General features: G+C 54.1%; 20 protein-coding genes. 16 read left to right on the forward strand and 4 right to left on the reverse strand.

The features are described from left to right. Nucleotides 1-23: 23 nt before the first annotated feature. Complete coding sequence (locus AC0JZ1_RS01465) at nt 24-935, reverse strand: helix-turn-helix domain-containing protein (RefSeq protein WP_471880666.1); 912 nt, start codon at nt 933-935, stop codon at nt 24-26. Nucleotides 936-1090: 155 nt separating this feature from the next. On the opposite strand from AC0JZ1_RS01465, the gene AC0JZ1_RS01470 reads away from it, so the two are divergent. The 12 genes from AC0JZ1_RS01470 (at nt 1091) to AC0JZ1_RS01525 (ending at nt 15110) form a co-directional block, all read left to right on the forward strand. After that, nucleotides 1091-2320 carry an ABC transporter substrate-binding protein gene (locus AC0JZ1_RS01470; protein ID WP_471880667.1) on the forward strand — a complete coding sequence of 410 codons (1230 nt, stop codon included), beginning with the start codon at nt 1091-1093 and terminating at the stop codon, nt 2318-2320. 90 nt (nt 2321-2410) lie between these two features. Beyond that, on the forward strand, nt 2411-3319 hold the full coding sequence (locus AC0JZ1_RS01475; RefSeq protein WP_471880668.1) for a carbohydrate ABC transporter permease: 909 nt from the start codon (nt 2411-2413) through the stop codon (nt 3317-3319). Then, on the forward strand, nt 3319-4170 hold the full coding sequence (locus AC0JZ1_RS01480) for a carbohydrate ABC transporter permease (RefSeq protein WP_471880669.1): 852 nt from the start codon (nt 3319-3321) through the stop codon (nt 4168-4170). Before AC0JZ1_RS01475 ends, AC0JZ1_RS01480 begins: the two co-directional genes overlap by 1 nt. Next, nucleotides 4167-6272 carry an alpha-galactosidase gene (locus AC0JZ1_RS01485; RefSeq protein ID WP_471880670.1) on the forward strand — a complete coding sequence of 702 codons (2106 nt, stop codon included), beginning with the start codon at nt 4167-4169 and terminating at the stop codon, nt 6270-6272. The genes AC0JZ1_RS01480 and AC0JZ1_RS01485 overlap by 4 nt, the downstream gene beginning before the upstream one ends. Next, nucleotides 6265-7359 (forward strand): ABC transporter ATP-binding protein, encoded by a 1095-nt coding sequence (locus AC0JZ1_RS01490; RefSeq protein WP_471880671.1) that lies wholly within the window; start codon nt 6265-6267, stop codon nt 7357-7359. Before AC0JZ1_RS01485 ends, AC0JZ1_RS01490 begins: the two co-directional genes overlap by 8 nt. Further along, on the forward strand, nt 7359-9290 hold the full coding sequence (locus tag AC0JZ1_RS01495; RefSeq protein ID WP_471880672.1) for a beta-galactosidase: 1932 nt from the start codon (nt 7359-7361) through the stop codon (nt 9288-9290). The genes AC0JZ1_RS01490 and AC0JZ1_RS01495 overlap by 1 nt, the downstream gene beginning before the upstream one ends. A gap of 5 nt (nt 9291-9295) precedes the next feature. Beyond that, nucleotides 9296-9661, forward strand: a complete 366-nt coding sequence (locus AC0JZ1_RS01500; protein WP_471880673.1) for a hypothetical protein — start codon at nt 9296-9298, stop codon at nt 9659-9661. Between the two features lie 68 nt (nt 9662-9729). Then, entirely contained in the window at nt 9730-11325 is a 1596-nt protein-coding gene (locus AC0JZ1_RS01505) for an ABC transporter substrate-binding protein (protein WP_471880674.1), read from the forward strand. Nucleotides 11326-11482: 157 nt separating this feature from the next. Further along, nucleotides 11483-12487: an ABC transporter permease subunit gene (locus AC0JZ1_RS01510; protein WP_471880675.1), complete on the forward strand. Its 1005-nt coding sequence runs from the start codon at nt 11483-11485 to the stop codon at nt 12485-12487. Nucleotides 12488-12502: 15 nt separating this feature from the next. Continuing rightward, nucleotides 12503-13411: an ABC transporter permease subunit gene (locus tag AC0JZ1_RS01515; RefSeq protein ID WP_471880676.1), complete on the forward strand. Its 909-nt coding sequence runs from the start codon at nt 12503-12505 to the stop codon at nt 13409-13411. Nucleotides 13412-13413: 2 nt separating this feature from the next. Then, complete coding sequence (locus AC0JZ1_RS01520; protein WP_471880677.1) at nt 13414-14265, forward strand: ABC transporter ATP-binding protein; 852 nt, start codon at nt 13414-13416, stop codon at nt 14263-14265. Beyond that, complete coding sequence (locus AC0JZ1_RS01525; protein WP_471880678.1) at nt 14262-15110, forward strand: dipeptide ABC transporter ATP-binding protein; 849 nt, start codon at nt 14262-14264, stop codon at nt 15108-15110. The genes AC0JZ1_RS01520 and AC0JZ1_RS01525 overlap by 4 nt, the downstream gene beginning before the upstream one ends. A gap of 63 nt (nt 15111-15173) precedes the next feature. Here AC0JZ1_RS01525 and AC0JZ1_RS01530 read toward each other — a convergent pair whose 3' ends face one another. Beyond that, nucleotides 15174-16097, reverse strand: coding sequence for a transglutaminase-like cysteine peptidase (locus AC0JZ1_RS01530; protein WP_471880679.1), 924 nt, complete (start codon nt 16095-16097; stop codon nt 15174-15176). A gap of 189 nt (nt 16098-16286) precedes the next feature. Between AC0JZ1_RS01530 and AC0JZ1_RS01535 the strand changes: the two genes are divergently transcribed. Then, nucleotides 16287-18011, forward strand: a complete 1725-nt coding sequence (locus AC0JZ1_RS01535) for an FAD/NAD(P)-binding protein (RefSeq protein ID WP_471880680.1) — start codon at nt 16287-16289, stop codon at nt 18009-18011. Nucleotides 18012-18098: 87 nt separating this feature from the next. Continuing rightward, a complete protein-coding gene (locus AC0JZ1_RS01540; RefSeq protein WP_471880681.1) occupies nt 18099-21029 on the forward strand; it encodes a hybrid sensor histidine kinase/response regulator in 2931 nt (976 codons plus the stop codon). 684 nt (nt 21030-21713) lie between these two features. On the opposite strand, the gene AC0JZ1_RS01545 is transcribed toward AC0JZ1_RS01540, so the two are convergent. Next, on the reverse strand, nt 21714-21941 hold the full coding sequence (locus tag AC0JZ1_RS01545; protein ID WP_471880682.1) for a hypothetical protein: 228 nt from the start codon (nt 21939-21941) through the stop codon (nt 21714-21716). A 15-nt stretch (nt 21942-21956) separates the two neighbouring features. On the opposite strand from AC0JZ1_RS01545, the gene AC0JZ1_RS01550 reads away from it, so the two are divergent. Then, nucleotides 21957-23723 carry a response regulator gene (locus AC0JZ1_RS01550; protein WP_471880683.1) on the forward strand — a complete coding sequence of 589 codons (1767 nt, stop codon included), beginning with the start codon at nt 21957-21959 and terminating at the stop codon, nt 23721-23723. A 17-nt stretch (nt 23724-23740) separates the two neighbouring features. Further along, the gene (locus AC0JZ1_RS01555) at nt 23741-24430 is read left to right on the forward strand and encodes a response regulator transcription factor (protein ID WP_471880684.1); all 690 of its coding nucleotides are present in this window, start codon (nt 23741-23743) and stop codon (nt 24428-24430) included. On the opposite strand, the gene AC0JZ1_RS01560 is transcribed toward AC0JZ1_RS01555, so the two are convergent. Continuing rightward, the gene (locus AC0JZ1_RS01560) at nt 24391-24699 is read right to left on the reverse strand and encodes a helix-turn-helix transcriptional regulator (RefSeq protein WP_471880685.1); all 309 of its coding nucleotides are present in this window, start codon (nt 24697-24699) and stop codon (nt 24391-24393) included. The genes AC0JZ1_RS01555 and AC0JZ1_RS01560 overlap by 40 nt on opposite strands. Between the last annotated feature and the right edge of the window lie 6 nt (nt 24700-24705).

Genomic DNA, 24705 nt, shown 5'->3' on the forward strand with positions numbered 1-24705 from the left:
GCGGCTTTAGGTCCGCCGCCCTTTTATGCGGGCCGCAGCCGTCGTCTATACTGTACCGGCTTTTCTTTAAAGCGGCGCTGGAATGCCTCATAAAAGGTGGAAAGCGATCCAAAACCGGATTCGTACGCGACTTCTGTGATCGGAAGGTCTGTGGCAATGAGCAAAGATTGCGCCGTATCCAGTCGATGACGAACAATTGCCTGGTTAATTGTCATGCCCACGGCCTTACGGAAAAGGGTCATCGCATAGTTGGGATGCAGCCCGGCCGCTTTGCCGACGTCTTCGACCGAAATATCGTCCAGTGCGCCTTCGCCGATAAAGCGAAGCATTTTTTCCACATGTAGAACCCAGTCGGCATCGCGCTGACCGAGGCTTGCGATGGCGTCCCCCTGTTCTCGAAGGTCACGCCAGCCTTCACGCTCGATACGCATGACACGCGCTGTCAATTCCGATCGGACAATCTCCATCAGTTCCGCATCGCCTGACAGCAATTCGTTGCGCCAGCGCTGGAAAACCTCGCTCTCCCAACTTTGCATGACCATCGCTTCAATTACTGCGCCACGAAAGACAGCATTGCGAAACCGGCTGAGGTTGGGGAATCCGAGCAAAACCGACATCGGAATATAGAGACAAACGAACTGCGTACCTTCGGCCCTATCAATGACCTGATGCGGGATCATGCCCCAAAACAGGCATAAGCGATTTTGGTCGATCGTCAGTTGTCGCCCATCGAACCAGTAATCCATCCGCCCTCGAAGGACAAAATTGAGCTCGATCTGGCTGTGCATATGTGGCCCCGCCATACGCTGCACGTCCATTAGATTACCTGCACAAAACTGGTGGTCGCCGAAGACCACCAGAGGGTGTGACGGATCGTGTTCCGGGTGGGCTGGCGTCGCTCCAAGATGGTTAATATTGGCAGCGCGGTTCGACACTGTGTGGCTCCAATCTTAGGATTTCGGAATTTTAACCCGGAATTTCGGAGGAAAGTTGCGGCTTCCTGCATCAATGTCAACAGGCGTCTGCGGGAGAGGCGGACGCAGACGCATGAAGTGGCATGCATTTAGCAATTGCCCAACGGGAGGACTCGATGAAATCTCTGAAAGTCATGTCCGGCTTAGCCCTTGGCTATGCCCTTACAATGTCCACGGCTTTTGCCGGTGAACTCGTTATCAACTCCGATCAGTCTGACCCCGCGCCGAAGAAGGCTATGAAAGCCCTGATCGCGGATTTCCAGACCGCGCATCCTGATATCAAGGTCAAGTGGAACAATTTCGACCATGAGGGCTACAAGTCCGCGATCCGCAACTTCCTGACCGCTGATCCGCCGGATGTCGTTTCCTGGTACTCCGGTAACCGAATGGCCCCTTTCGTCAAGGCTGGCCTGTTTGCAGATGTCAGCGACATCTGGGCTGAAGGCGATCTCAACAACCAGCTGAAGTCTGCCACCAAATCGATGGAAATCGATGGCAAGAAGTGGGGTATTCCATACTCGACCTATCAGTGGGGCATCTACTACCGTAAAGATATCTTTGCCGAAAAGGGCATTGCGCCGCCAAAGACCTGGGCTGAACTGATTGCTGCCTGCGAAAAGCTGAAGGCCGCTGGCATTACGCCTTTCACCATCGGCACCAAGGCGCTTTGGCCAGCCGCGGGTTGGTTCGATTATCTCGACTTGCGTATCAATGGCTACGAATTCCATATGCAGTTGACTGACGGCAAGGTGCCTTACACCGATCCGCGCGTGAAGGCCGTGTTCGAGAAGTGGGGGGAGTTGGTTAAGCCCGGTTACTTCAATGCCAACCATGCTGCTATCGACTGGCAGGATGCTGTTCCGCTGATGGTGCAGGGCAAGGCCGCGATGTATCTCATGGGTAACTTCGCTGTTGCAACGATGAAGGACGGTGGCCTGAAGGAAGAGCAAATCGGCTTCCTCCAGTTCCCGAAGATCAACGATGTTCCAATGGCGGAAGATGCGCCGACGGAATCCTTCCACATTCCGGCTGGCGCAAAGAACAAGGCAGATGCAAAGACCTTCTTGGCCTATCTGGCAAAACCGGAAACACAGACCAAAATGAACGCGATGCTGGGCCAGTTGCCGATCAACAACAAGGCCACAAAATCCAACGATCCGTTCCTTGCTGCCGGTTTCGACATGCTGACCAATGCTTACGCATTGGCTCAGTTCTACGACCGTGATGCCCCAGCCGATATGGCGAAGGCAGGCATGGAAGGCTTCCAGGAGTTTATGGTCAAGCCGGACAAGGCCGACGCCATTCTCGCTCGCCTCGATAAGATCCGCCAGCGCGTCTACAAGTAATCTTTTATCCTCCCGGAAGAGGGCAGTCGTGGCTCGAAAGAGCTGCGACTGTCCCATCCCTCATCATGTTTACAAGACAGAGGTGCTGCAATGGCTGAGGCTGTCTCTTCATCCACGGGATACTGGAAAAGGAACCAGCGCAAGCTTGCGCCCTGGCTGTTTCTCGCGCCAGGCATGTTGATGTTCCTGATCTACGTGCTTCTGCCGATCTTCGAGTCAATCTGGATCAGCTTCCATGATTGGGATGGCTTAGGCGAGAAGGTCTGGATTGGTCTTGGCAATTATTCTGAATTGCTGGGTGACGACTCGTTCTACACCTCGCTTAAGAACAATGTCCTCTGGCTTATCCTCTATCTGCTTTCGATTCCCGCCGGATTGATGGTCGCGCTTTTTCTGAATCAGACGGTGACAGGAATACGCCTCTACAAATCTCTTTTCTTCTTTCCCTTTGTGCTCAGTCAGGTCGTCGTTGGCTTGATCTTCACCTGGTTTTACGCGCCTGATTTTGGCCTGTTCTCAAAGCTGATCGAGACGCTGACGGGCCAGCAGATCGCTATTCTGGCTGACGAACGCTTCGTGACGTATGGCATCATTGCTGCCGGGCTCTGGCCGCAGACGGCCTATTGCATGATCCTTTATCTGACTGGCTTGAACAACATCAACCCGGAGCAGGTAGAAGCCGCGCGCATGGATGGCGCCAAGGGTATCAAGCTTCTGTGGTATGTGATCCTGCCGCAACTCGCACCTGCGACTTTCATCGCCATGGTCGTCACGGTTATCGGGTCGCTACGGTCATTCGATCTCGTGTCTATCATGACGGCAGGTGGGCCTTACGGCTCCAGCCAGGTTCTCTCCTACTTCATGTATGAGCAAGCTCTCTCTGAATACGGATATCGCATGGGTTATGGCGCGGCCATTGCCGTGGTGCTGTTCCTCATCATGATGATTTTCATCACCATGTTCATCGTGCGCATGCTGATGCAGGAAAGGAACAACTGATGTTTCCGACTCCGATCCAGAAAGCATCGCCTCTGGTGCAGACCGGCTACAAGGTCATTCTGCCGATCGCCCTTATCGTCTGGCTTCTACCGCTCATTGGCGTCGCTATTACCTCCGTTCGTCCAGCCAGTGATTTGGCTGCTGGCAACTATTTCGGCATTCCCTCCGGGTTTGCTGGTGTTGAGAACTATACCGCTGTCTTTCGCGATAGTCCCATCGGCATCTACATTCTCAATTCTTTCAAGGTGACGATCCCGACCGTTATAGGTGCTGTGGCGCTTTCATGCCTCACCGGCTTTGCGCTCGCGGTTTATAATTTTCGCGCCAACCTGCTCGTTTTCTTCCTTTTCGTGGCAGGTAACTTTATTCCCTTCCAAATCCTCATGGTGCCGGTGCGCGACATGACGCTGAGGGCGGGGCTTTATGACACGACACTCGGTCTCGTGCTGTTTCATGTGGCGTTTCAAACCGGGTTCTGCACGCTCTTCATGCGCAATTTCATCAAGGGATTGCCCTTTGCCCTGATTGAATCCGCCCGTGTCGAGGGGGTCTCCGAATGGAGGATTTTCCGCTACATCGTGCTGCCACTGATGCGTCCAGCCATCGCAGCACTTTCCGTGCTCGTCTTCACCTTCGTTTGGAATGATTACTTCTGGGCAACCGTGCTTGTTCAAGGCCAGCATGCCATGCCAGTCACAGCAGGTCTTTATGCCTTGAACGGCCAATGGGTTGCTGCTTGGCACCTCGTATCTGCCGGTTCCATCATCGCGGCCCTGCCGCCCGTGGCCATGTTCTTCCTCATGCAGAAGCATTTCATCGCAGGCCTGACACTCGGAGCGACCAAAGGATGAAAAATATCGTAAGCCTCGGCTCTGAAGCTTTCGCCATAAGCCTGCGCCTGCCAGAAGTTGGTATGCCTGAAATATTGAGCTTTGGTAGCCCCAAGACTGCTGGCGACACATTGTTCGAGATAGAGCGATCAAGCCGCATCAATGGCATGGATGTCGCCGTTCCATCTGCCGTGCTTCTTCCAACTGGCGGCATGGGTTATTTCGGATGGCCAGCGATAACTGGCCATCGGCAGGGCAAGGATTTCATAGCCCAATTTGGTAACTGGACAGCCGCTACCGACGGTGACACAAGCACGCTCGCTGGAACGGACCCCGTTGCGAAACTCTCGCTGACCATTCACTTGAAAGCCCATTCTTCTGGCTTGATCTCCATATCGAGCCGGTTGACCAATGACGGCGAAGCGGATTATCAGCTCGACCGCTGCATGGCAGGAAGCTTTCTGCTGGATGCACCAGATGCCGTGCTGACAAGCTTCACCGGCATGTGGGGGCGCGAATTCCAGACGCGCACTGAGATGCTCGGAAACGGCATCTGGTCGCAAGAAAGCCGGCGCGGTCGCACATCCCACGATCGCTTGCCGATGCTCTTTGTCGAGGGGGCGGACCAACGCTTCGGCGTTACCCTCGGCTGGAGCGGAGGCCATCAGATCGTTATCGATCGATTGGATGATGGCAGACGCCTGATCCATATCGGCGAGTTGTTCGAGCCCGGCGAAGTCATTCTGAAAAGAGGCGAAAGCTACGAAAGCCCGCTTGCCTATGCGGGAGCGGATAGTGCTGATTTCCATGCCTTCGTTCGGAATGAATTGACCACCTGGCCGCAAGGCCACATGGCCCCACGCCCGGTGACATTGAACACCTGGGAAGGCAATTACTTCGATCATCAGATGGATTCGCTGAAGGCGCAGGCGAGTGCGGCGGCTGAGCTGGGTATCGAGCGCTTTGTGCTGGACGATGGCTGGTTTGGAAAGCGAGATGACGACACGACGAGCCTTGGCGACTGGGATATCGATGCACGAAAATATCCGGACGGCCTAAAGCCACTCGTTGATCATGTCACGGGCCTCGGCATGCAGTTCGGTATCTGGTTCGAGCCGGAAATGATCAACCCGGATTCTGACCTTTTCCGTGCTCACCCCGATTGGGCTTTGCAGGTGGAAGGCAGGCCACTTCTCCTTTCCCGCAATCAGCTCGTACTCGATCTCACGCGTCCCGAAGTTTCTGATTACATCTTTGGCAAGATCGATGCGGTTCTGGCGAACCACGCCATGTCCTACGTGAAGTGGGATATGAACCGTGACCTGACCCATGCGGGCGGTCGCGACGGCAAGGCCGCAATCGCAAAGCAGGCACGTGCTGTCTACGCACTGATGGATCGCGTGCGCGCCACGCATCCGAATGTGGAGATCGAAAGCTGCGCCTCTGGCGGCGGGCGCATTGATTATGGTGCTCTTGCCCGGACCCATCGTGTTTGGACATCCGATTGTACGGATGCACTGGAGCGGCTGGAAATTCAGCGGGGTGGCTCGCTGTTCGTGCCTCCGGAAATTCTAGGAAGCCATATTTCGGCAAGCCCCAACCACCAGACAGGGCGGCGGCACTCGCTATCGTTCCGCGCCCTTGTTGCCATGGCCTATCACATGGGCGTGGAGCTGAACCCGCTGGAATTGGACGAAGATGAACGCCGCGAACTGAAGATTTACATCGACGCGTACAAGCGATTCCGCGATCTGCTGCATGCACCGAATGCCAACTTCCAGTTGGACCCAGTGGATGGCCGCTATGCCTGGGGTGCGGCCAAGGAAGATCATGTTCTTCTTTTCGTGGCTCAAGGGCCGCAAATGTTGGCCGAGCAACCCACGCCGCTCAAACTGCCGAATGTTGTTGCGGAGTATGTTGGCAAGTGGCGCGTGAAGACGGTGTTACCGGAAGAGCCGGATTTTATTCGCATATCTGAAGGGCAGAAGAAGCTTTTGGGTGGAGAGGTGGCTTTCGATATGGCCAGCGCGGTCCATGCGGGATTGCCCTTGCCCATGCTGCGCCCGGAAAGCGCACTTCTGCTCGAACTCGTACCCATGGAAGGAGGCGAAAGCCATGGCTGATGTCAGCCTTCGCAACGTCAAAAAGCAATTTGGGGCTCTCAGCGTCATCAAAGGCGTAGATCTCGAGGTCAAGGACGGAGAGTTCTGCGTGTTCGTCGGTCCGTCCGGCTGCGGAAAATCCACGCTGTTGCGTATGATCGCGGGACTTGAGGAGATTACCTCCGGCTCTCTTGCCATCGGCGGGAAAGACATGACGAGTGTCGGACCATCCGAGCGCGGCGTGGCTATGGTGTTCCAGTCTTATGCGCTTTATCCGCATATGACAGTGGCGGAAAATATCGGCTTTGGCCTGAAGATGACGGGTCATCCGAAAAGCCTGATTGCCGAGCGCACCGCCATGGCCGCCAAGATGCTGCAACTGGATGCGCTTTTGCAACGCAAGCCGGGCCAACTTTCCGGCGGCCAGCGTCAGCGCGTCGCCATTGGCCGCGCGATTGTTCGCAACCCGGAAGTTTTCCTTTTTGACGAACCACTTTCGAACCTTGATGCGGCACTTCGTGTGCAGATGCGTTCTGAGCTTTCCAAGCTGCATCAGGATTTGAAAGCAACCATGATTTACGTAACCCACGATCAGGTGGAAGCCATGACCATGGCCGATAAGATCGTGGTGCTTTCTGCCGGAAAGATCGAGCAGGTTGGATCGCCGCTGGAGCTTTACCACAGGCCCAACAACCTTTTCGTGGCTGGCTTCATTGGCTCGCCGAAGATGAATTTCTTGGAGGTGGAAGTCTCAGCGGGCGAGGGCGGAACCGTTTTGGCAAAGCTGCCAGGTGGCAGTGTAGCGCTTGACGCGCAAGGCAAGTCAATCACGCCCGGCACTATGACGTTCGGTCTGAGACCAGAGCATATCGATGCGGGCGGCAAGGGTGATGCCACGATTGAAGCTACGGTTCGCCTCGCGGAATATCTGGGCTCGGAGACGCTGTTTTTCGTAAACCTGAGCGACGGCACGGAGATTGCGGTGAAAGCCGATGGGCTGGCCGGTGCAAAGCCGGGCGATACCTTGAAGATCGGCATCAATGCCAAAGCCTGCCACCTGTTCAATAGGGACGGCCAAGCCGTCATCAATGGGGATTTGACACGATAATGCTGGGCGTATGCTATTACCCGGAACACTGGGATGAATCGCGCTGGGAAAAAGATGCCCGGCGCATGCGGGAACTTGGCATTTCCTTCGTTCGCATTGGCGAATTTGCCTGGTCACGTCTTGAGCCATCGCGTGGCGAATTCCACTTCGACTGGCTGGACCGTGCCATGGACATTCTGGCGAAAGCCGGATTGAAAATCGTCCTGGGTACGCCGACCGCCACCCCGCCGAAATGGCTGGTGGATGAATGCCCGGATATTATTCCTTATGACAAGGACGGAAATCCGCGCGGGTTCGGATCGCGCCGTCATTACACATTCTCTTCCCAGACCTGGTGGAAAGAGAGTGCGCGCATTGTTGAAATCATTGCGGAGCGATATGGCAAGCATCCGGGTCTCGTTGGTTGGCAGACGGATAACGAATACGGTTGTCACGATACGGTCAAATCTTGGGGGCCGGAAGATCTGAAGGCGTTCAAGCAATGGCTGCGCCTGCGATACCAAACACCTGATCAACTGAACGACGCTTGGGGTAACGTATTCTGGTCGATGGAGTTGAAGAGCTTCGAGGACGTGGTGCTGCCCAACCTGACGGTGACAGAACCCAATCCGGCAGCGCGGCTGGATTTCTGGCGCTTCCAGTCAGATCAGGTCGCAGCCTATGACAAGATGCAGTGCGAAATCATCCGCAAACACTCTCCAGATCGGTGGATCACCCATAACTTCATGGGCTTTGTGCTCGATTTCGATCACTTCAAGGTGGCTGACAATCTCGACCTTGCTTCTTGGGATAGCTACCCGATCGGTTTCGCAGAGAAATTTCCCTTCTCTGAAGAAGAGCGCAATCGCTGGGCTGAAACGTCGCATCCCGATATTGCTCCGTTCCACCACGATCTTTATCGCGGCGTTGGACGCGGTCGTTTCTGGGTCATGGAGCAGCAGCCCGGACCTGTGAATTGGGCGCCTTGGAACCCTGTCCCCAAACAGGGGATGGTGCGCCTCTGGACGTGGGAAGCTTTGGCTCATGGCGCGGAAGTGGTTAGTTATTTCCGCTGGCGTCAGGCTACATTTGCGCAAGAACAGATGCATGCGGGCCTAAACCTTGCTGGTCTTGATGAGCTTTCGCCGGGTGGTTTGGAAGCCAAGCGCGTTGCCGAAGAGTTAGCCGCGTTAGGCAATTTGCCTGAAACGGGCAAGGCGTCGGTCGCGCTCGTCTTCGATTACCAGAGCTATTGGACGACCAATATCCAACCTCAGGCGAAGGACTTCCGCTACGAAGAGCTTTGCTTCCGCTGGTATGAGGCGGCGCGCCGCTTGGGTCTTGATGTTGATTTCGTTCGGCCCGGTGCCTCGCTTGAAGGTTATCCGCTTGTACTTGTTCCATGCATGACGGAAATTGACGGCTCAGCCCAGCAGGCGCTGGAAAAAGCTGATGGCATGGTGCTGATCGGCGCGCGGAGCGGATCGCGGGATCGAAACTTCAAGCTGCCTGAAAACCTGCCGCCAGGCCCGATCGCGGAGATGACCGGCAACCGCGTCTATCAGGTCTCGACACTTCGGCCCGGCGTTTGCCATCCGGTGAATGGCGAGGTTTCAGGCCAAGGCACGCGTTGGAGAGAGTATCTGCAGACCAACGCTTCCGTTCTCGCCACGTTTGCCAATGGCGATGCGGCGCTGACGCGCAAAGAGGATATTTTCTATCTCTCCTGCTGGCCAGATGAAGAGCTCCTGCACAAGACTATGAGACTGGTGGCGGACGCAGCCGCACTTCCTACCATGGATGTCCCAGATCACATCCGCCTGCGTCGTCGCGGTGAGTGGGTGTTCGCCTTTAATTATGGTGACCAAGATTGGCAGCTTCCGGCCATGGGGAACTTGGTACTTGGTGATCGCACAATGAAACCACAGGATGTGGCGATCTGGCGCGCGTAGTGCGCGTGAGACAGGATCAGCTTGTAAGAGATTCGAAAGCCGGCGATGAAGCCGGCTTTTTACGTTCAGGTAAGTGCTGTGGAAAACAATTCTGCCCAGCAGAAAGGAAGCGCGACATTTTTGCTAAAGCTATCAGCGTGCGCAAGAAAATTTCCAAAAGTACTATTTTTCTTTCCGGTTCTGATCAATTGGTTAAAATATGGCGGTTTGGCGGCTTTGTGATGTCGCAGCCATCTTTACAAGGGTGGTCTAATGGATATGACAGATACCGTACTGCAAACGCGATATCCGTTCCCTTGCACGCAGTGGGAGTTGACGGGCAGGATGCGGTAGTGGTCACTCTTGTCAGGGATTGCGCGACAAAACAATAAGTTGAACAGCGGGCGCGAATTCACATTCACAAAAATGGCAAAGATTGCTTTGCCGATGGGAGACATCGATGAAATTGAAACTGGGTTTTGCTGCAGCGCTGCTCGCAGCTTCTTTCCTTTCCACGGGCGCGAGCGCCAAGACGTTCGTGTTCTGCTCGGAAGGTTCACCTGAGGGCTTTGATCCCGGCCTCTACACCGCCGGCACGACGTTCGATGCCTCTGCGCATCCGGTTTACAACCGTCTCTTGGAATTCCAGCCAGGCACCACAAAGCCAGTTGCAGGACTTGCTGAAAGCTGGACCGTTTCTGACGACGGCAAGGAATATGTCTTCAAGCTTCGTCCGAATGTGAAGTTCCAGACGACTGAGTTTTTCAAGCCATCGCGTACACTGACCGCTGATGACGTCGTGTTCTCGATCGACCGTCAGATCAACAAGGAAAACCCGTGGAACCAGTATGTTGCTGGCGCTTCTTGGGAATATGCAGCCGGCATGGGCTTTCCTGAGCTGATCAAGTCCATCGAAAAGGTTGATGACCTCACAGTCAAGATCACCCTGAACCGTCCTGAAGCACCTTTCCTGGCGAACCTTGCCATGCCATTCGCTTCGATCGTTTCGAAGGAATATGCTGATAAGCTGAAGGCTGACGGCAACATGGCGCAGCTGAACCAGATGCCAGTGGGCACAGGTCCGTTCACCTTCGTTGGCTATCAGCAGGATGCGGTTATCCGTTTCCAGAAGAATGCCGATTTCTGGGGTGAGGCTCCGAAGATCGACGATCTGGTTTTCGCCATCACCACGGATGCAGCTGTTCGCTATCAGAAGCTGAAGGCCGGCGAATGCCACCTGATGCCTTATCCGAACGCAGCAGACGTTTCCTCGATGAAGGCAGACAAGAACCTGACCGTCATGGAGCAGGAAGGCTTGAACATTGCTTATCTCGCCTACAACACGACACAGGCACCTTTTGACAAGCCGGAAGTGCGCAAGGCGCTGAACAAGGCGATCAACAAGAAGGCTATTGTTGAAGCGGTATTCCAGGGCATGGCAACACCTGCCACAAACCCTATTCCGCCAACCATGTGGTCCTATAACAAAAGCGTTCAGGACGATAGCTACGATCTCGAAGCGGCAAAGAAGATGCTCGCTGATGCAGGCGTCAAGAACCTTTCCATGAAGGTCTGGGCGATGCCGGTTTCGCGCCCTTACATGTTGAACGCGCGCCGCGCTGCCGAAATCATCCAGGATGATTTCTCCAAGATCGGAGTCAAGGTTGAGATCGTGTCCTACGAATGGGCAGAATATCTCGAGCGTTCGAAGGCTAAGGACCGTGACGGTGCTGCCATGCTCGGTTGGACCGGCGACAACGGTGACCCAGACAACTTCCTTGATACGCTGCTGGGCTGTGAAGCTGTTGGCGGTAACAACCGTGCGCAGTGGTGCAACAAGGAATTTAACGACCTCGTGAAAAAGGCGAAGGTTACGTCTGATCAGGCAGAGCGCACGAAGCTCTATGAGCAGGCTCAGGTTGTCTTCAAGCGTGAAGCGCCTTGGGCAACGCTTGACCACTCCTTGTCCATCGTTCCTATGCGCAAGGAAGTAAGCGGTTTCGTTCAGAGCCCGTTGGGTGACTTCACCTTCGAAAACGTCGACATCGCCGAATAATTCGGCTACTCGTTCATCATTGGGCCGTGGGGTGGTGTCATCCCGCGGCTTTTTACCAGGATAGACGGCGAGTGGCCGTCAGACGAGGAATGGCATTCCCGACGGCCGACTCCGCGGACAGCCAAACCAAACTCCAAAATAATAAGCAGGTCTATCCATGTTTGGCTTTCTTCTACGGCGGCTTGCCGTCCTGATCCCGACATTTATCGGGGTTTCGATTATCGCATTTGCCTTCATTCGCCTTCTTCCGGGCGATCCCGTTGCGCTGCTTTCAGGCGAGCGCGTCATGTCACCGGAGCGTCATGCGCAGATCAGCGCCCAGCTTGGGCTTGATCGTCCGATGGTCATGCAGTATCTGGATTACCTCGGTGGTGTCCTGACTGGCGATTTTGGCACGTCCATCGTTTCCAAGTCCCCCATTCTCAAGCAGTTCCTGGCGCTGTTCCCGGCGACGGTTGAGCTGTCGTTCTGCGCAATCATCATTGCCGTGGCCCTTGGTATTCCAGCAGGCGTGATTGCGGCCATCAAACGCGGTTCCGCTATCGATCAATCGATGATGGGTGTGGCTCTCGTGGGTTATTCCATGCCGATTTTCTGGTGGGGCCTGCTGCTGATCATCCTGTTTTCCGGTATTCTTCAATGGACGCCGGTCTCGGGCCGTATCTCTCTCATGTATTTTGTAAAGCCGGTCACAGGTTTCATGTTGATTGACTCGCTGCTTTCAAACCAGAAGGGTGCGTTCACCTCGGCGGTCAGCCATCTCATTCTACCCTCCATCGTGTTGGCGACCATTCCGCTCGCCGTTATTGCGCGCCAAACCCGTTCGGCGATGCTGGAAGTCTTGTCTGAAGATTACATCCGCACCGCACGCGCCAAAGGTCTGTCACCATTCCGCGTTGTCAGCCTTCACGCACTGCGCAATGCGATGATCCCGGTTATCACAACCATCGGTCTTCAGATCGGCGTCATGCTGGCAGGCGCGATTTTGACGGAAACAATCTTCTCCTGGCCCGGTATCGGCAAGTGGATGGTCGATAGCGTCTTCCGCCGAGATTATCCGGTGATTCAGGGAGGATTGCTGTTGATTGCAGGCATCATCATGATCGTCAACCTGATCGTTGATCTGCTGTATGGCTTGGTCAACCCTCGTATCCGCCATTAAGAAGGAGAAAATCCCATGGCAGACACAGCTCAGATCCAGCCAGTGAGCAGCGCGGCTCTCCGCCGCCAGATGCTCAAGGAATTCTGGTTCTATTTCTCAGAAAATCGCGGCGCGGTCATTGGCCTTATAGTATTCGTTGCCCTCGTCTTTGTGGCCGTTTTCGCGTCTATCATCGCCCCGCATTCGCCGTTCGAGCAGTATCGTGATGCTATTCTCGTTCCGCCTGTCTGGCTGGAAGGTGGCCGTGCAAGCTACCTGCTTGGGACGGACGCAGTGGGACGGGATATTTTGTCCCGGCTAATTTTCGGTGCGCAGTACTCGCTGTTCATCGGCCTGTTTGTCACGACACTATCTCTGACAGGCGGCATCCTGGTGGGCTTGATCGCGGGCTACTATCGCGGCTGGATCGATACCGTCATCATGCGATTAATGGATATCATTCTTGCCTTTCCGTCCTTGCTGCTGGCACTCGTGCTGGTCGCGATCCTTGGGCCGAGCTTGACCAATGGTATGATTGCCATTGCCTTGACCCTTCAGCCACATTTCGTGCGCCTGACCCGCGCGGCTGTCATGGCTGAGAAATCGAGAGACTATGTCACAGCCGCACGTATCTCTGGGGCAAGCCCTTTCCGGCTCATGTTCCGGACCATCTTGCCAAACTGCACGGCTCCGCTGATCGTGCAGGCCACGCTTTCCTTCTCGAACGCTATTCTTGATGCAGCTGCTCTTGGCTTCCTTGGCATGGGTGCGCAACCGCCGGCTCCTGAGTGGGGTACGATGCTTGCCGAAGCGCGTGAGTTCATTCTGCGTGCCTGGTGGGTTGTAACGTTTCCGGGTCTTGCCATCCTGATCACAGTTCTCGCCATTAACCTGATGGGCGATGGATTGCGTGATGCGCTTGATCCCAAGATGAAGAGGTCCTGAACATGGCGCTTCTCGAAATTGAAAATCTGACCGTTCAGTTCCAGACGTCAACTGGCTGGTTCAAGGCTGTCGACGGTGTTTCCTTGTCAGTCAATGAGCGTGAAGTTCTTGCCATCGTTGGTGAGAGCGGTTCCGGCAAGTCAGTATCCATGCTGGCCGTCATGGGGCTTCTGCCGTGGACGGCGAAGATTACCGCTGATAAGATCGAATTTCGTGGTCGCGATATTCGCAATATCCCCGATACTGAACGGCGCAAGCTGATTGGCAAGGATATGGCGATGATCTTCCAGGAGCCCGTCGCCAGCCTAAACCCTTGCTTCACGGTCGGCTTCCAGATTGAGGAAGTGTTGCGCATTCATATGGGGTTGGGGAAGGCCGAGCGCCGCGCCCGTGCCATCGAGCTGTTTGAACAAGTTGGCCTGCCCAATCCGGCAGAGCGGCTCAACCACTTCCCGCACCAAATGTCTGGTGGGCAGTGTCAGCGCGTCATGATAGCCATGGCAATTGCCTGTAACCCCAAGCTGCTGATTGCCGATGAACCCACGACTGCGCTGGACGTGACAATTCAGAAGCAGATTCTCGATCTTTTGATGAAGCTTCAGGCCGAGCATGGCATGGGACTTATCATGATTACCCATGACATGGGCGTTGTGGCTGAAACAGCAGATCGTGTGATTGTTCAATACAAAGGCCGGAAGATGGAGGAGGCAGATGTGCTTTCCCTCTTTGAAGCGCCTAAGAATGCCTATACCCGGGCGCTGCTGGCCGCTTTGCCGGAAAATGCGACGGGAGATCGATTGAGCACTGTGTCAGACTTTGTTTCCGCCGCAGAACTTTCGGGAGGTGCTCAATGAGCGAATTGAATTCCACAAGCACTCCGATGCTGGAAATCCGTAATATCAAGCAGGATTATCATGTCTCGCAGGGTCTCTTCAAACCGGAGAAGATCGTTCATGCGGTGAAGGGGGTTTCATTCAAGCTGAATGCGGGTAAGACGCTCGCTATCGTTGGTGAAAGCGGCTGCGGCAAGTCTACACTCGCACGCATCCTTACCTTTATTGATGAGCCGACCGCCGGTGAGCTTTTCATTGATGGCGACAAGATCGATACGCGGCCCGGTCACCTCACGGCTGACATGCGCCGGAAAGTTCAGATCGTTTTCCAGAACCCATACGGGTCCTTGAACCCGCGACAGAAGATTGGTGATGTGCTCGGCGAACCGCTGGCGATCAACACCAATATGTCCGCTGCGGAAAGACGCGAACGTGCGACCGAAATGCTGATAAAGGTTGGCTTGGGTGCCGAGCACTACAATCGATATCCGCATATGTTCTCCGGCGGTCAACGACAGCGCATCGCCATCGCCCGCGCTTTGATGCTCAATCCAAAGCTTCTGGTGTTGGACGAGCCTGTTTCAGCACTCGACCTCTCCGTTCAGGCGCAGGTTCTGAACTTGCTGGCGGATTTGCAGGAAGAGTTCGGGCTAACCTACGTCTTCATTAGCCATGACCTCTCGGTCGTGAAATACATCGCAGATGAAGTGATGGTGATGTATTTCGGTGAAGCGGTAGAATACGGAACGCGCGAAGAGGTGTTTTCGAACCCTAGCCACCAGTACACGAAAACACTCTTTGCAGCGACGCCAAAAGCAGACGTTGAATCCATCCGCCAACGTGTGGCTCGCAAGGCAGCAGGTTGACAAAAATCGTAATCAAGTGAGTGCGGCCGGTTTGGCCGCACTATTTTGTTGTTGTTACTAATGTCAGAGGTCAGCGCCTTCGCCGGGTGCAACGCTGTCAAAACCTTTAACCGAAGCAAGAGCCTGGTTCTTCACCTTCGAGCCGTGCAGATAACCTCGCCCATCTGAAATCGAAAATAGCGGCTGATAGTCAGGCAAATCTTTATCTGCCAGAACCTGATCGCGGCGGTTGTCCAGAATGAAGTGCTTGTCCTGCACCTTCACCGACAAGATGGCGTGATAAAAATGGCGTTTCGTATCATACAGTACAACAATCGCCATATCTTTGAGTGAGATACCCTCAGCTGCCAACGCGGCCATTTTCAGAAGAGCGTAATCTTCGCAGTCACCTTTTTGCGACGCCAAGGTCATGCTTGGTTCTGCCCAAATATCCTGTTTTCCGTAATTCTCGATATCAGTCGTATAGTGGATGGTGGAATTGACCGCTACATTCACGGCGTTCATTTTGTCACGAATAGAGGCGCCGCTGACCCTGCCGAGCGTCTTTTCAAGTGCTGCGGTTTGAGGTTTGCACTTGGAATTATCGCAGGTCAACGCTGTGCCTGCTGCTATTGCTTCAAACGTGGACTTGGCTTTGCTGAGCGCACTGAGCTTCTTAAAGGGAATTGCCACAGAACCAAATACGTCAGTGGTCTCAGGCGAGGTAACGTCTCGCGAAATCGAAGCAGTGGTGACGCTGCCATCCACGAGGCTGCTGTTTCCTATGCGTAAAGTGATCTGCTTGGAGACCTCGCTCAATCCGATTGGGATTTGAACGGGCAGCGGTTTCATCAAAACTTGTGACAGCCCCGAGGCCCAATTGGCGCATGTCTGAAGGCAGCTATACGCAAGATTGCTCACCGGAGCGGCTTGTGACGGGACAGCCGCACTTATCAGTGTTGCAGCGAGAACTAGACTTGCGAATGTAAAGCTCAGACGGTTCTGCACAGGATATCCTCTTGTTCACAAGAGCAATATCCCCGAAATATTTGAATTTCGAGTGCATAATACTGGATAACGACAAGTATATTTAAGTATAGGTATTTGAATAAAATTCGATATAAATTTGAATGGCCAGTTGCTCGCAGGCTATCCCTCAGCACAGTTCCTCGGAACGCTCTCACTCATGATGCGTTGATGTTGAAGATGAAGTCATTAAAGCCGGGGCGGTCTGAGCGTATGAACCACATAGCGATTATAGGAACTGGGCCCACTGGTATTTATGCGCTTAAACATTTGATCGAGTGTGACAATCCACTCAAGATCACGATATTCGAGCGAAATGCCGATCCGGGAAAGGGTACGCCCTACCACCCGCATGCAAATGATCGGGCAATGCTTGCTAATATTGCTAGTATCGAAATCCCACCGATTGGCCTCTCCCTCCTCGAATGGCTGAGGAGCTTGGACCCGACCGATCGACAGGCAATGGGTGTACTAGACAGCCAATTGCATGACCGGGAGTTCTTTCCCCGTATCGTCCTTGGAGACTATTTTGCGTCTCAGTTCGAAGCACTTCTGCTTCATGCTTCTGAAGCCGGTCACGAAGTGACTGTTCTAGCAAATGAACAGGTATTCGATATCGAGCCAATACCGAGCTGTGTGCAGGTGTATTCCCGTAATGCAGCCGGTCAAACGAGCCTTGCCCGCTTTGATCACGTGATTCTGGCGACTGGACACCGTTGGGAAGAGAAAACGGAAATTCATCCCGGATATTTCATCTCGCCTTGGCCTGCGAGCCAATTGGAAACCGTTGGAAACTGTGAGGTCGCTGTTCTCGGAACCTCTCTATCTGCCATTGATGCTGTTGTGAGCCTCGCTACGCGCAAGGGCATGTTCATCCGTGATCAGTTCGGCGAACTGATTTACAGCCCAGACGCTGGAAGTGAAGATTTCCGTCTCGTGATGATGTCACGCAAGGGTATATTGCCCGAAGCTGAATTTTACTGCCCGCTGCCCTATCTGCCACTCAAGATCTGTACTCCCTCTGCGATGGATGACCTGGTCGCGAAGGGTCCTATTGGCCTGCTCGATCAGGTTTTTGATCTCTTTAAGCAGGAATTACTCCTGGCGGACCCAGATTATGCACATTCCGTCGGTCTGTCGCTCAGGACTGTCGAGGACTTCGCTTCTGCCTTCTTTGCGGATCGTCAATCCACTGATCCTTTCTTATGGGCCGCACAAAACCTGGCGCAAGCGAAGCAGAATATGGCGCAAGAATACACGGTGCCTTGGCGATATGCCATTTTGTGCATGCACGAGGTTATTCTTCGCGCCATTCCGCACTTACACAGCCGGGATCTAGAGCGATTTCACCATTATCTGAAGCCGATATTTGTCGATGATTACGCAACGGTCCCGCATCAATCCATTGAGCGTTTGCTGGCCCTCCACCGCGTCAAAAAGCTGCGGATTGACGTTCTAGGAGATGATTACACGCTTGAGCGCGATCTCCCATTGGGAGCAGCGGTTGTGGTGAAGGGTGCGCGCAAGGAGTACAAAGCCTTTGTTGATGCTACTGGTCAATCGTCCTTAAACGCAGAAGATATGCCATTTCCGCGATTGGTGCAGGCTGGCCTCTTGAAACGTGCCTCTACGGCGAGTGGAGCTGAGTTAATATTTCTGAGTGGTGAGAGACCAAGTGTCGATACGGGTGGTGTCGAGATCGATGCGCAGTTCCGGCCTCTTTTTCTCAAGCCGGTTTCAAACAATATCTACTGTCTCGCCATTCCATTTTTGCTTCATAAACTACCCTTTGTTCAAGGCATAACCAGTTCTGCTGCCATGGCACAGCATGTTGCCAGGTATATCGTTGGCGAATTCGAGAAAGGGGTTCCAATAATGGAAAGCGTAAGCGCGTGAAATTGCCCATGATCATGCGCAAAACCCTTGGACAATTGCCCTTGCGCCCCATATGACACCGAAAGATTTTCTTTTTCGGTGATCCTAATGAATTTGCAGGTCGTTTCTTCGCACTGGCCCGTTGGCGGTGGCGAAACGGGTGAACTGATCCGTCGCTTTGACTGGTCGCAGACGTCACTTGGGCCCATTTCAAAATGGCCGGACCACCTACGCATCAAGGTCAATTCCATCGTGAATTCGCCCATACCCCAAGTGTTGATGTGGGGCGCTGATCACGTAATGCTGTACAATGACGCTTACGTTGAAATTGCGGGCAACTATCATCCTCGTGCACTGGGTGCGAAAGTACCAGACGTTTGGCCTGAAATCTGGGATTGGAACCAACAAATTCTGGAAGCAGGCTTTCGCGGTGAAGTGCAGTCTTTCCGCGATCAGGGTATGACCCTTTATCGGCATGGCGCCGCGGAGGATGTGGTCTTCGACCTCTTCTACACCCCCATTTACAATGATGAGGGCGGTGTTGACGCTGTTTTATGCACCGTGTTGGAAAACACCGAAAAGGTTCAGGCCGTTAAAGCGCTCGCTGAAAGCCGCGAAGAACTTCGGCAATTGATGGATGCCATGCCGATCCTCGTCGGCTATCTGGATCATGACCATGTCTACCGCTTTGCCAACCAAGGCTACTTGGAGTGGTTCGGGCGGGACCCTGCCAACGTTCGTGGTCGCCACGCTCGGGAGATCATCGGGGAATCCTATTACGAAAAAAGAAAGTCGCTACTAGATCGTGCCTTGGCTGGCGAATTGATTGTTACTGACACTGTGATTCAAAGGCCTGATGGTCAAGACCGCACCGCGGAGGTGCGCTATATTCCGCGGCGAAATGGCGAAGGTGTCGTCGAAGGCATCTATATTCTCATTATCGACATTGATGATCGCAAACAGGGTGAACACGCTCTGAGGCGGAGTAATGACCGCTTCCGGGCGGCCATGCATGCGGTTCATGGCGTTCTCTGGACCAACAGTCCTGATGGCCGAATGCTGGGAGAGCAGCCAGGATGGCAGGCTCTGACCGGCCAAACTCAACAAAACTATCAAGACTACGGCTGGGCGGATGCTGTTCATCCGGAGGACCGTGCAGGTTCTATTGCCAGCTGGCGTGAGGCGGTCGCCGCCAAATCGACCTATATCTGGGAGCACCGTGTTCGTCGGCACGATGGGCAGTACCGAACGTGCATGATCCGAGCCATCCCGATTTTAGACGCTGACGGTGAAATTGAGGAGTGGGTGGGCGTCCACACAGACATCACGGAACAGCGAGCGGCTGAAACAAGCCTTCAGGAACATGCGGCCAATCTGGAGCGGCAGGTTCGGCATCGTCAGCGGGCGGAAGAACAGCTGCGTCAGTTGAATGAGACCCTGGAAGCCCGTGTGGAAACTGAAATGGCCGAGCGTCGCCATGCGGAGCGCGCGCTACAGCAGGCCCAAAAGATGGAAGCGATTGGCCAACTCACCGGCGGGGTCGCGCATGATTTCAACAATCTCCTACAGGTCATTCAGGGCAATTTGCAGCTATTGGTAAAGGACGTGGCAGGCAATGCGCGTGCTGAACGTCGTGTGACGAATGCATTGGCTGGCGTCAGCCGCGGCGCAAAACTTGCAAGCCAGTTGTTGGCATTCGGTCGTCGACAGGCGCTCGAGCCGCGCGTCATCAATATTGGCCGCTTCATAAACGGCATGGACGACCTTTTGCGTCGTTCACTGGGTGAAGCAATCGAGATCGAGGTCATCACCAGTGGAGGTCTTTGGAACACATACGCTGATCCAACACAGGTTGAAAACGCTCTTCTGAACCTGGCCATCAACGCGCGCGATGCGATGAACGGTTCAGGCAAGCTGACCATTGAGGTCGGTAATGCCAGCCTGGATCAAGATTATGCCCGCACCCATTCCGAGGTCGTGGCCGGTCAATATGTCCTGCTGGCTGTAACGGATACCGGGTCAGGCATTCCCGCTGAGGTGTTGGAAAAGGTTTTTGAACCTTTCTTCTCAACCAAGCCTGAAGGCAAAGGAACAGGGCTCGGGCTTTCCATGGTTTACGGATTCGTCAAGCAATCTGGTGGCCATGTCAAAATTTATAGCGAAGTCGGGCAGGGGACGACGGTCAAGATATATCTGCCAAGGTCCGTGGCCGATGAAGATCGCGAAGTTGTCATCCAGAACGGGCCAGTGGTCGGCGGTTCAGAGACTATTCTTGTTGTAGAGGACGATGAAGAAGTGCGCAGCACCGTGGTGGAAACACTGACGGATCTCGGTTACCGCGTACTGACTGCGAAGGATGCCCAGGCTGGTTTGAACGTTGTTGAAAGTGGCATGCCCATCGACGTCATATTTACCGATGTGGTGATGCCGGGACCGATGAAAAGCCGTGAAATGGCACGTCGGGCCAAGGAACGCCTGCCGCAACTCGTTGTGTTATTCACTTCCGGGTACACGGAAAACTCCATCGTGCATGGAGGCATTCTCGATGCTGGCGTAGAGCTTCTTTCCAAGCCCTATACACGCGAAGCTTTGGCCCGCAGGTTGCGCCATGTCATCGCAAACCAGAAACAGATTGAGATTGCGCAATCTCTGGCGCCAGCGACGGATCTGAGAAGGTCGGAAGAGAAGAGTGATAAGCTCGTCCTGCTCGTTGAGGATGATGTGCTGATCCGTTCCAACACTGCTGAGATGCTAGAGGATCTGGGCTATCAGATCGCTGAGGCGGGAACTGGTTCCGAAGCGCTATCCATCCTTGCACGGGAAGCCGTTGATGTGCTCATTACTGATATTGGACTGCCGGATATAGACGGGGGTACACTGGCGAAACGCGCAGTTGAGCATAACCCGGGCTTGGCTGTCGTGTTTGCAACCGGCGAAAATCATTTGCCCGCTGGTGTGAATGAGGGCGCTGCGCTTCTACAAAAGCCCTACGATCAGTCAGCGTTGAAGGCGATCATGGATGGGATTGGCAAACGCTAGGCGAAACCAGCCAACAGGCGTTAGCGGTCTCGCGTGTGATGGCGTCGTTCGATGATGTTCAGCTACGCCACATAGCCGGAAGTTTTCTGGAAACCATAGTCTTTCCGACCGCGTCTGTCCTATGGCGCAAACGGAGGATAGCGCTTAAGAAGATTATAATAACTTTGCTCAGAAAACGCGGTTTCCATGGTTCTTTACTCGCAGTCTGGTTCCTCTTCGCGTGCATCCATGACATTTGGGGGAGAGCTTCGTGACCCGAAGCTGGAGCAGGCTTACTGTGATGCATCCATCGAAAAGAGTCGGTCGAGTGCCAAGCTTTCGGTAGTTGCGATTACGGTTGCAAGTGTTTCATTCGCGCCGATGGACATTATACTTATTTCGGCGCCGAAGCTTTTTATTTTCCTTGCCATAAGATTGATCATTGCGATCATTGGGATTGGCACATTGATGCTGTTGAGCCGAGCTCAAACATGCCGCGCGATTGTGCGGCTAAGCTACGCCCAGGCCATTATATTCTTCTTCTTGAATGCGCTTATCTTCAATCATCCATCGCTTGTTCGTCACGGCGGCATTCTTATTCCGTTGATCGCAATCGCGCTGCCCATGTATCTGCCGGGCCGAAGCCTACCTGCAGCCCTGATCAGTGCTTATGGTGCGCTGATCAGCCTGCTTTTTTGGGGTGTTTTACGGCCAGACCCCGAACAGCCGATCGACATCGCCGTCATTCTGTTGATGGCAAGCGTGGCATTTGTGGTGGGGAATGCGTTTCGCATCCAGCTCAGTCGAATCCGTCGGGAAGAGTTTCTGCAAATCGAGCAGATCAACCAGATCAACCGGGAATTGACAACGGCCAAAGAGCAAGCCGAGGCGGGGGAGCGTATTAAGGGCGAGTTCCTGGCCGTTATGAGCCATGAAATTCGCACACCCATGAACGGCATTCTGGGCATGATCCATCTCTTGCTCAGAGAGCATATGCGACCTTCTTTACGTGAACGTTTGGAAGTTGTGCGACGATCCGCAGACGCGCTTCGTACCATCTTGGACGATGTGCTGGATCTATCCAGCTTGGATAAGACATCCCAGCCCTTGACGCTTGCGCCGTTGGATATGCCGAAACTGGTCGCCGATGTGGTCAACCTTATGGCACCGCGCGCGCGTGAAAAGAATATTCAGCTCAGCCTCGTGCAAGAACATGGAAGTATTGGCTGGGTGACGGGGGATGCTGCCCGCATTCGTCAGATACTGCTCAACCTCATCGGCAATGCTGTGAAATTCACAGATCATGGCCGCGTCGATGTTCAGATGGTCGCGACTACGGAACATCTTAACGGTATCGATGGGCCTGTGGTGAAGCTCAGCATTTCCGACACCGGGATAGGGATTTCCGAAGAGGAAATTGCAACCGTCTTTAAGCCTTTCGCGCAAGCGGATGCCTCCATCAGGCGGCGGTATGGCGGTTTGGGTATTGGTCTAGCTATCTCAAAGCGCCTGATCGATGTGATGGGCGGTGAAATTTCTGTCGCCAGTGTTCCTGGGCAAGGCAGTACATTCACCATTCTTTTGCCTTTGGAGCCTGCTGATGCAGCCGCCCAGACTTCTATTGCGGCGGAACCGCCAGCCCAGAACGACCGTGCTGCCCCTAAGCTGAAGATTCTTGTGGTTGAGGACAATGCCATCAACCAGAAAGTTGCGCGTGGCCTCTTGGAAATTGAGGGTCACGAATGTGAGGTGGCGGAGAATGGGCGAGAAGCCATTACGGCAGTTCAACGTGGAAATTTCGATGCGGTACTCATGGATCTGCAAATGCCCGAAATGGATGGTTTCGAGGCTACGCGCCGCATTCGTCAGCTCGGTGGGCGCTATGCTTTCATCCCCATCATCGCTCTGACTGCTAACGCTATGCGGGAGGATGTGGAGCGATCCAGGCAAGCTGGAATGAACGGCCATTTAAGCAAGCCAATCAGTGTCCCCCAATTGTTGATTACCCTTACTAGCATTACGCCGGACTCAGGTCACGAGAGGCCCTTTCTGTCACCGTTCCTGCTGCCGGGTTCGGATGTGATGGTTGTCGGCGCAACGCCACAGAACTTGCAAGCGACGCTGCGCAGACTTGATCTGCGGATATTCCCCGTTGCGGATATGTCCGCCGCGCGCACCATGATGCTTTCTAAAACATTCCCTGCGGTTTTTCTGATTTCCCCCACCATTGCTCAGATTGAGCAGTTCCGGGCTCAGATGGGACCCTCTTTACGAATCATTGTCTTTGATGAAAACGCGGCATCTGCTGCAACGCAAAGCCGAGCTGCTGGCGCAGATGTCGTTCTATCCATGGATGCAACGAGTGATTTGCTGACGGCTAACCTATTTCCGGGGGAGGAGCGAATGAACCCGATGGAACTCCTCGAACCAGAAGCTCGAGAAAAAATAATGCAACTATTTCTAGAAAATTTAAATCAACAGGCGTTGAAAATTGAGAAAGGCATGATGTCTTCTGAGGCGCTACACGCTATTGCTCATCGGATAGCAGGGAGTGCATCGAACATGGGCTTCCAAGAACTCGCTGATGTTGCGCAGGATGCGTTGACGGCAGGCGAAAGCAATATGATACAAGCAAAGAATAATTTAAGAGATGCAATCCAGTATACGATCAACTCTATTGAGTGCGATCGCAAACACGCGGTTGATCGGGGGTAGAGAGGTCGGGGCGGGGAATGGCTGACACTGTTCTTGTTGTAGAAGATGCGCCTGATAATCTGGAGATGATTTGTAGCTTTCTGGAGCAAAATGGTTTCCACACCATTGCGGCCCGGTCGGCGGCCGAAATGCGGCTCAGGTTGCAATACAAGCAGCCCGATATCGTGCTTCTAGATGTCAATCTACCAGATGGAGATGGCATCCAGATTGCATCACAAATGCGTCTTGGCGAAAGGTTCGGCCTGATTTTCGTGACCGGACGCGCGTCCGATGAAGATGTATTGGCTGGCTTGGAAGCGGGGGGCGACGATTATGTTACCAAGCCGGTAAATCTGCGAACATTGCTTGCAAGAATTCGCAGCGTTTTGCGCCGTTCACGGGAGCCGATCATCACGTTTGACGGATGGGTTCTGGACGTCGTGCGGCGGGAGTTATTCAAGCCGAACGGCCAGCTGCTTGAATTGACAGCGGGCGAGATGAATATCTTGGTTGCGCTTGCCTCGCGTCCTTCGCAAGCTCTTTCCCGAGACTTTCTCTTGGACGTTATTGCGAACCGTGATCCGCGCTCAATCAGCGGGCATACCGTTGACAACCTGATTGCACGTTTGCGTCGTAAGATGCAGCACGATGGGCGGGATGCTCCCATCGTCACAGTGCGTGGAATTGGCTATGCGCTTTCCCCCGGCGAGCGGCCAGTCGAAGCCTGATTGCCTGCCGTAGCAAGGGCCGCTGTAGCAGCAATTCCAACCGGGCAACCTCCTGACCCGATAAACTCCACACCTCCATCTTCGAAGGCGTGTCGCAACTGTGCCTCTGTGGACCGGTGGACATCGTGGCGACTGCCTTCATAGTCCCGTATGGTGCTACGAGAAACGCCGGAGCGATCAGCAAGCTCGGATTGTGTCCAGTCCAGCAGACCCCGCGCTGCCCGACAGAGAGCTGGTGTCAGAATTTTAGCCGTTTCCGCTTGACCCATGTGCTA

It is taken from the genome of Affinirhizobium capsici, from assembly GCF_977018625.1.

Coding starts and splice junctions, on each gene's coding strand:
- AC0JZ1_RS01510 (WP_471880675.1), top strand. CDS start 11,483: ATGTTTGGCTTTCTTCTACGGCGGCTTGCCGTCCTGATCCCGACATTT.
- AC0JZ1_RS01545 (WP_471880682.1), bottom strand. CDS start 21,941: ATGGCTCATAACGGCCAGGAACTCGCCCTTAATACGCTCCCCCGCCTC.
- AC0JZ1_RS01535 (WP_471880680.1), top strand. CDS start 16,287: ATGTTGAAGATGAAGTCATTAAAGCCGGGGCGGTCTGAGCGTATGAAC.
- AC0JZ1_RS01505 (WP_471880674.1), top strand. CDS start 9,730: ATGAAATTGAAACTGGGTTTTGCTGCAGCGCTGCTCGCAGCTTCTTTC.
- AC0JZ1_RS01490 (WP_471880671.1), top strand. CDS start 6,265: ATGGCTGATGTCAGCCTTCGCAACGTCAAAAAGCAATTTGGGGCTCTC.
- AC0JZ1_RS01550 (WP_471880683.1), top strand. CDS start 21,957: ATGAACGGCATTCTGGGCATGATCCATCTCTTGCTCAGAGAGCATATG.
- AC0JZ1_RS01525 (WP_471880678.1), top strand. CDS start 14,262: ATGAGCGAATTGAATTCCACAAGCACTCCGATGCTGGAAATCCGTAAT.
- AC0JZ1_RS01470 (WP_471880667.1), top strand. CDS start 1,091: ATGAAATCTCTGAAAGTCATGTCCGGCTTAGCCCTTGGCTATGCCCTT.
- AC0JZ1_RS01560 (WP_471880685.1), bottom strand. CDS start 24,699: ATGGGTCAAGCGGAAACGGCTAAAATTCTGACACCAGCTCTCTGTCGG.
- AC0JZ1_RS01540 (WP_471880681.1), top strand. CDS start 18,099: ATGAATTTGCAGGTCGTTTCTTCGCACTGGCCCGTTGGCGGTGGCGAA.
- AC0JZ1_RS01485 (WP_471880670.1), top strand. CDS start 4,167: ATGAAAAATATCGTAAGCCTCGGCTCTGAAGCTTTCGCCATAAGCCTG.
- AC0JZ1_RS01480 (WP_471880669.1), top strand. CDS start 3,319: ATGTTTCCGACTCCGATCCAGAAAGCATCGCCTCTGGTGCAGACCGGC.
- AC0JZ1_RS01515 (WP_471880676.1), top strand. CDS start 12,503: ATGGCAGACACAGCTCAGATCCAGCCAGTGAGCAGCGCGGCTCTCCGC.
- AC0JZ1_RS01495 (WP_471880672.1), top strand. CDS start 7,359: ATGCTGGGCGTATGCTATTACCCGGAACACTGGGATGAATCGCGCTGG.
- AC0JZ1_RS01555 (WP_471880684.1), top strand. CDS start 23,741: ATGGCTGACACTGTTCTTGTTGTAGAAGATGCGCCTGATAATCTGGAG.
- AC0JZ1_RS01475 (WP_471880668.1), top strand. CDS start 2,411: ATGGCTGAGGCTGTCTCTTCATCCACGGGATACTGGAAAAGGAACCAG.
- AC0JZ1_RS01520 (WP_471880677.1), top strand. CDS start 13,414: ATGGCGCTTCTCGAAATTGAAAATCTGACCGTTCAGTTCCAGACGTCA.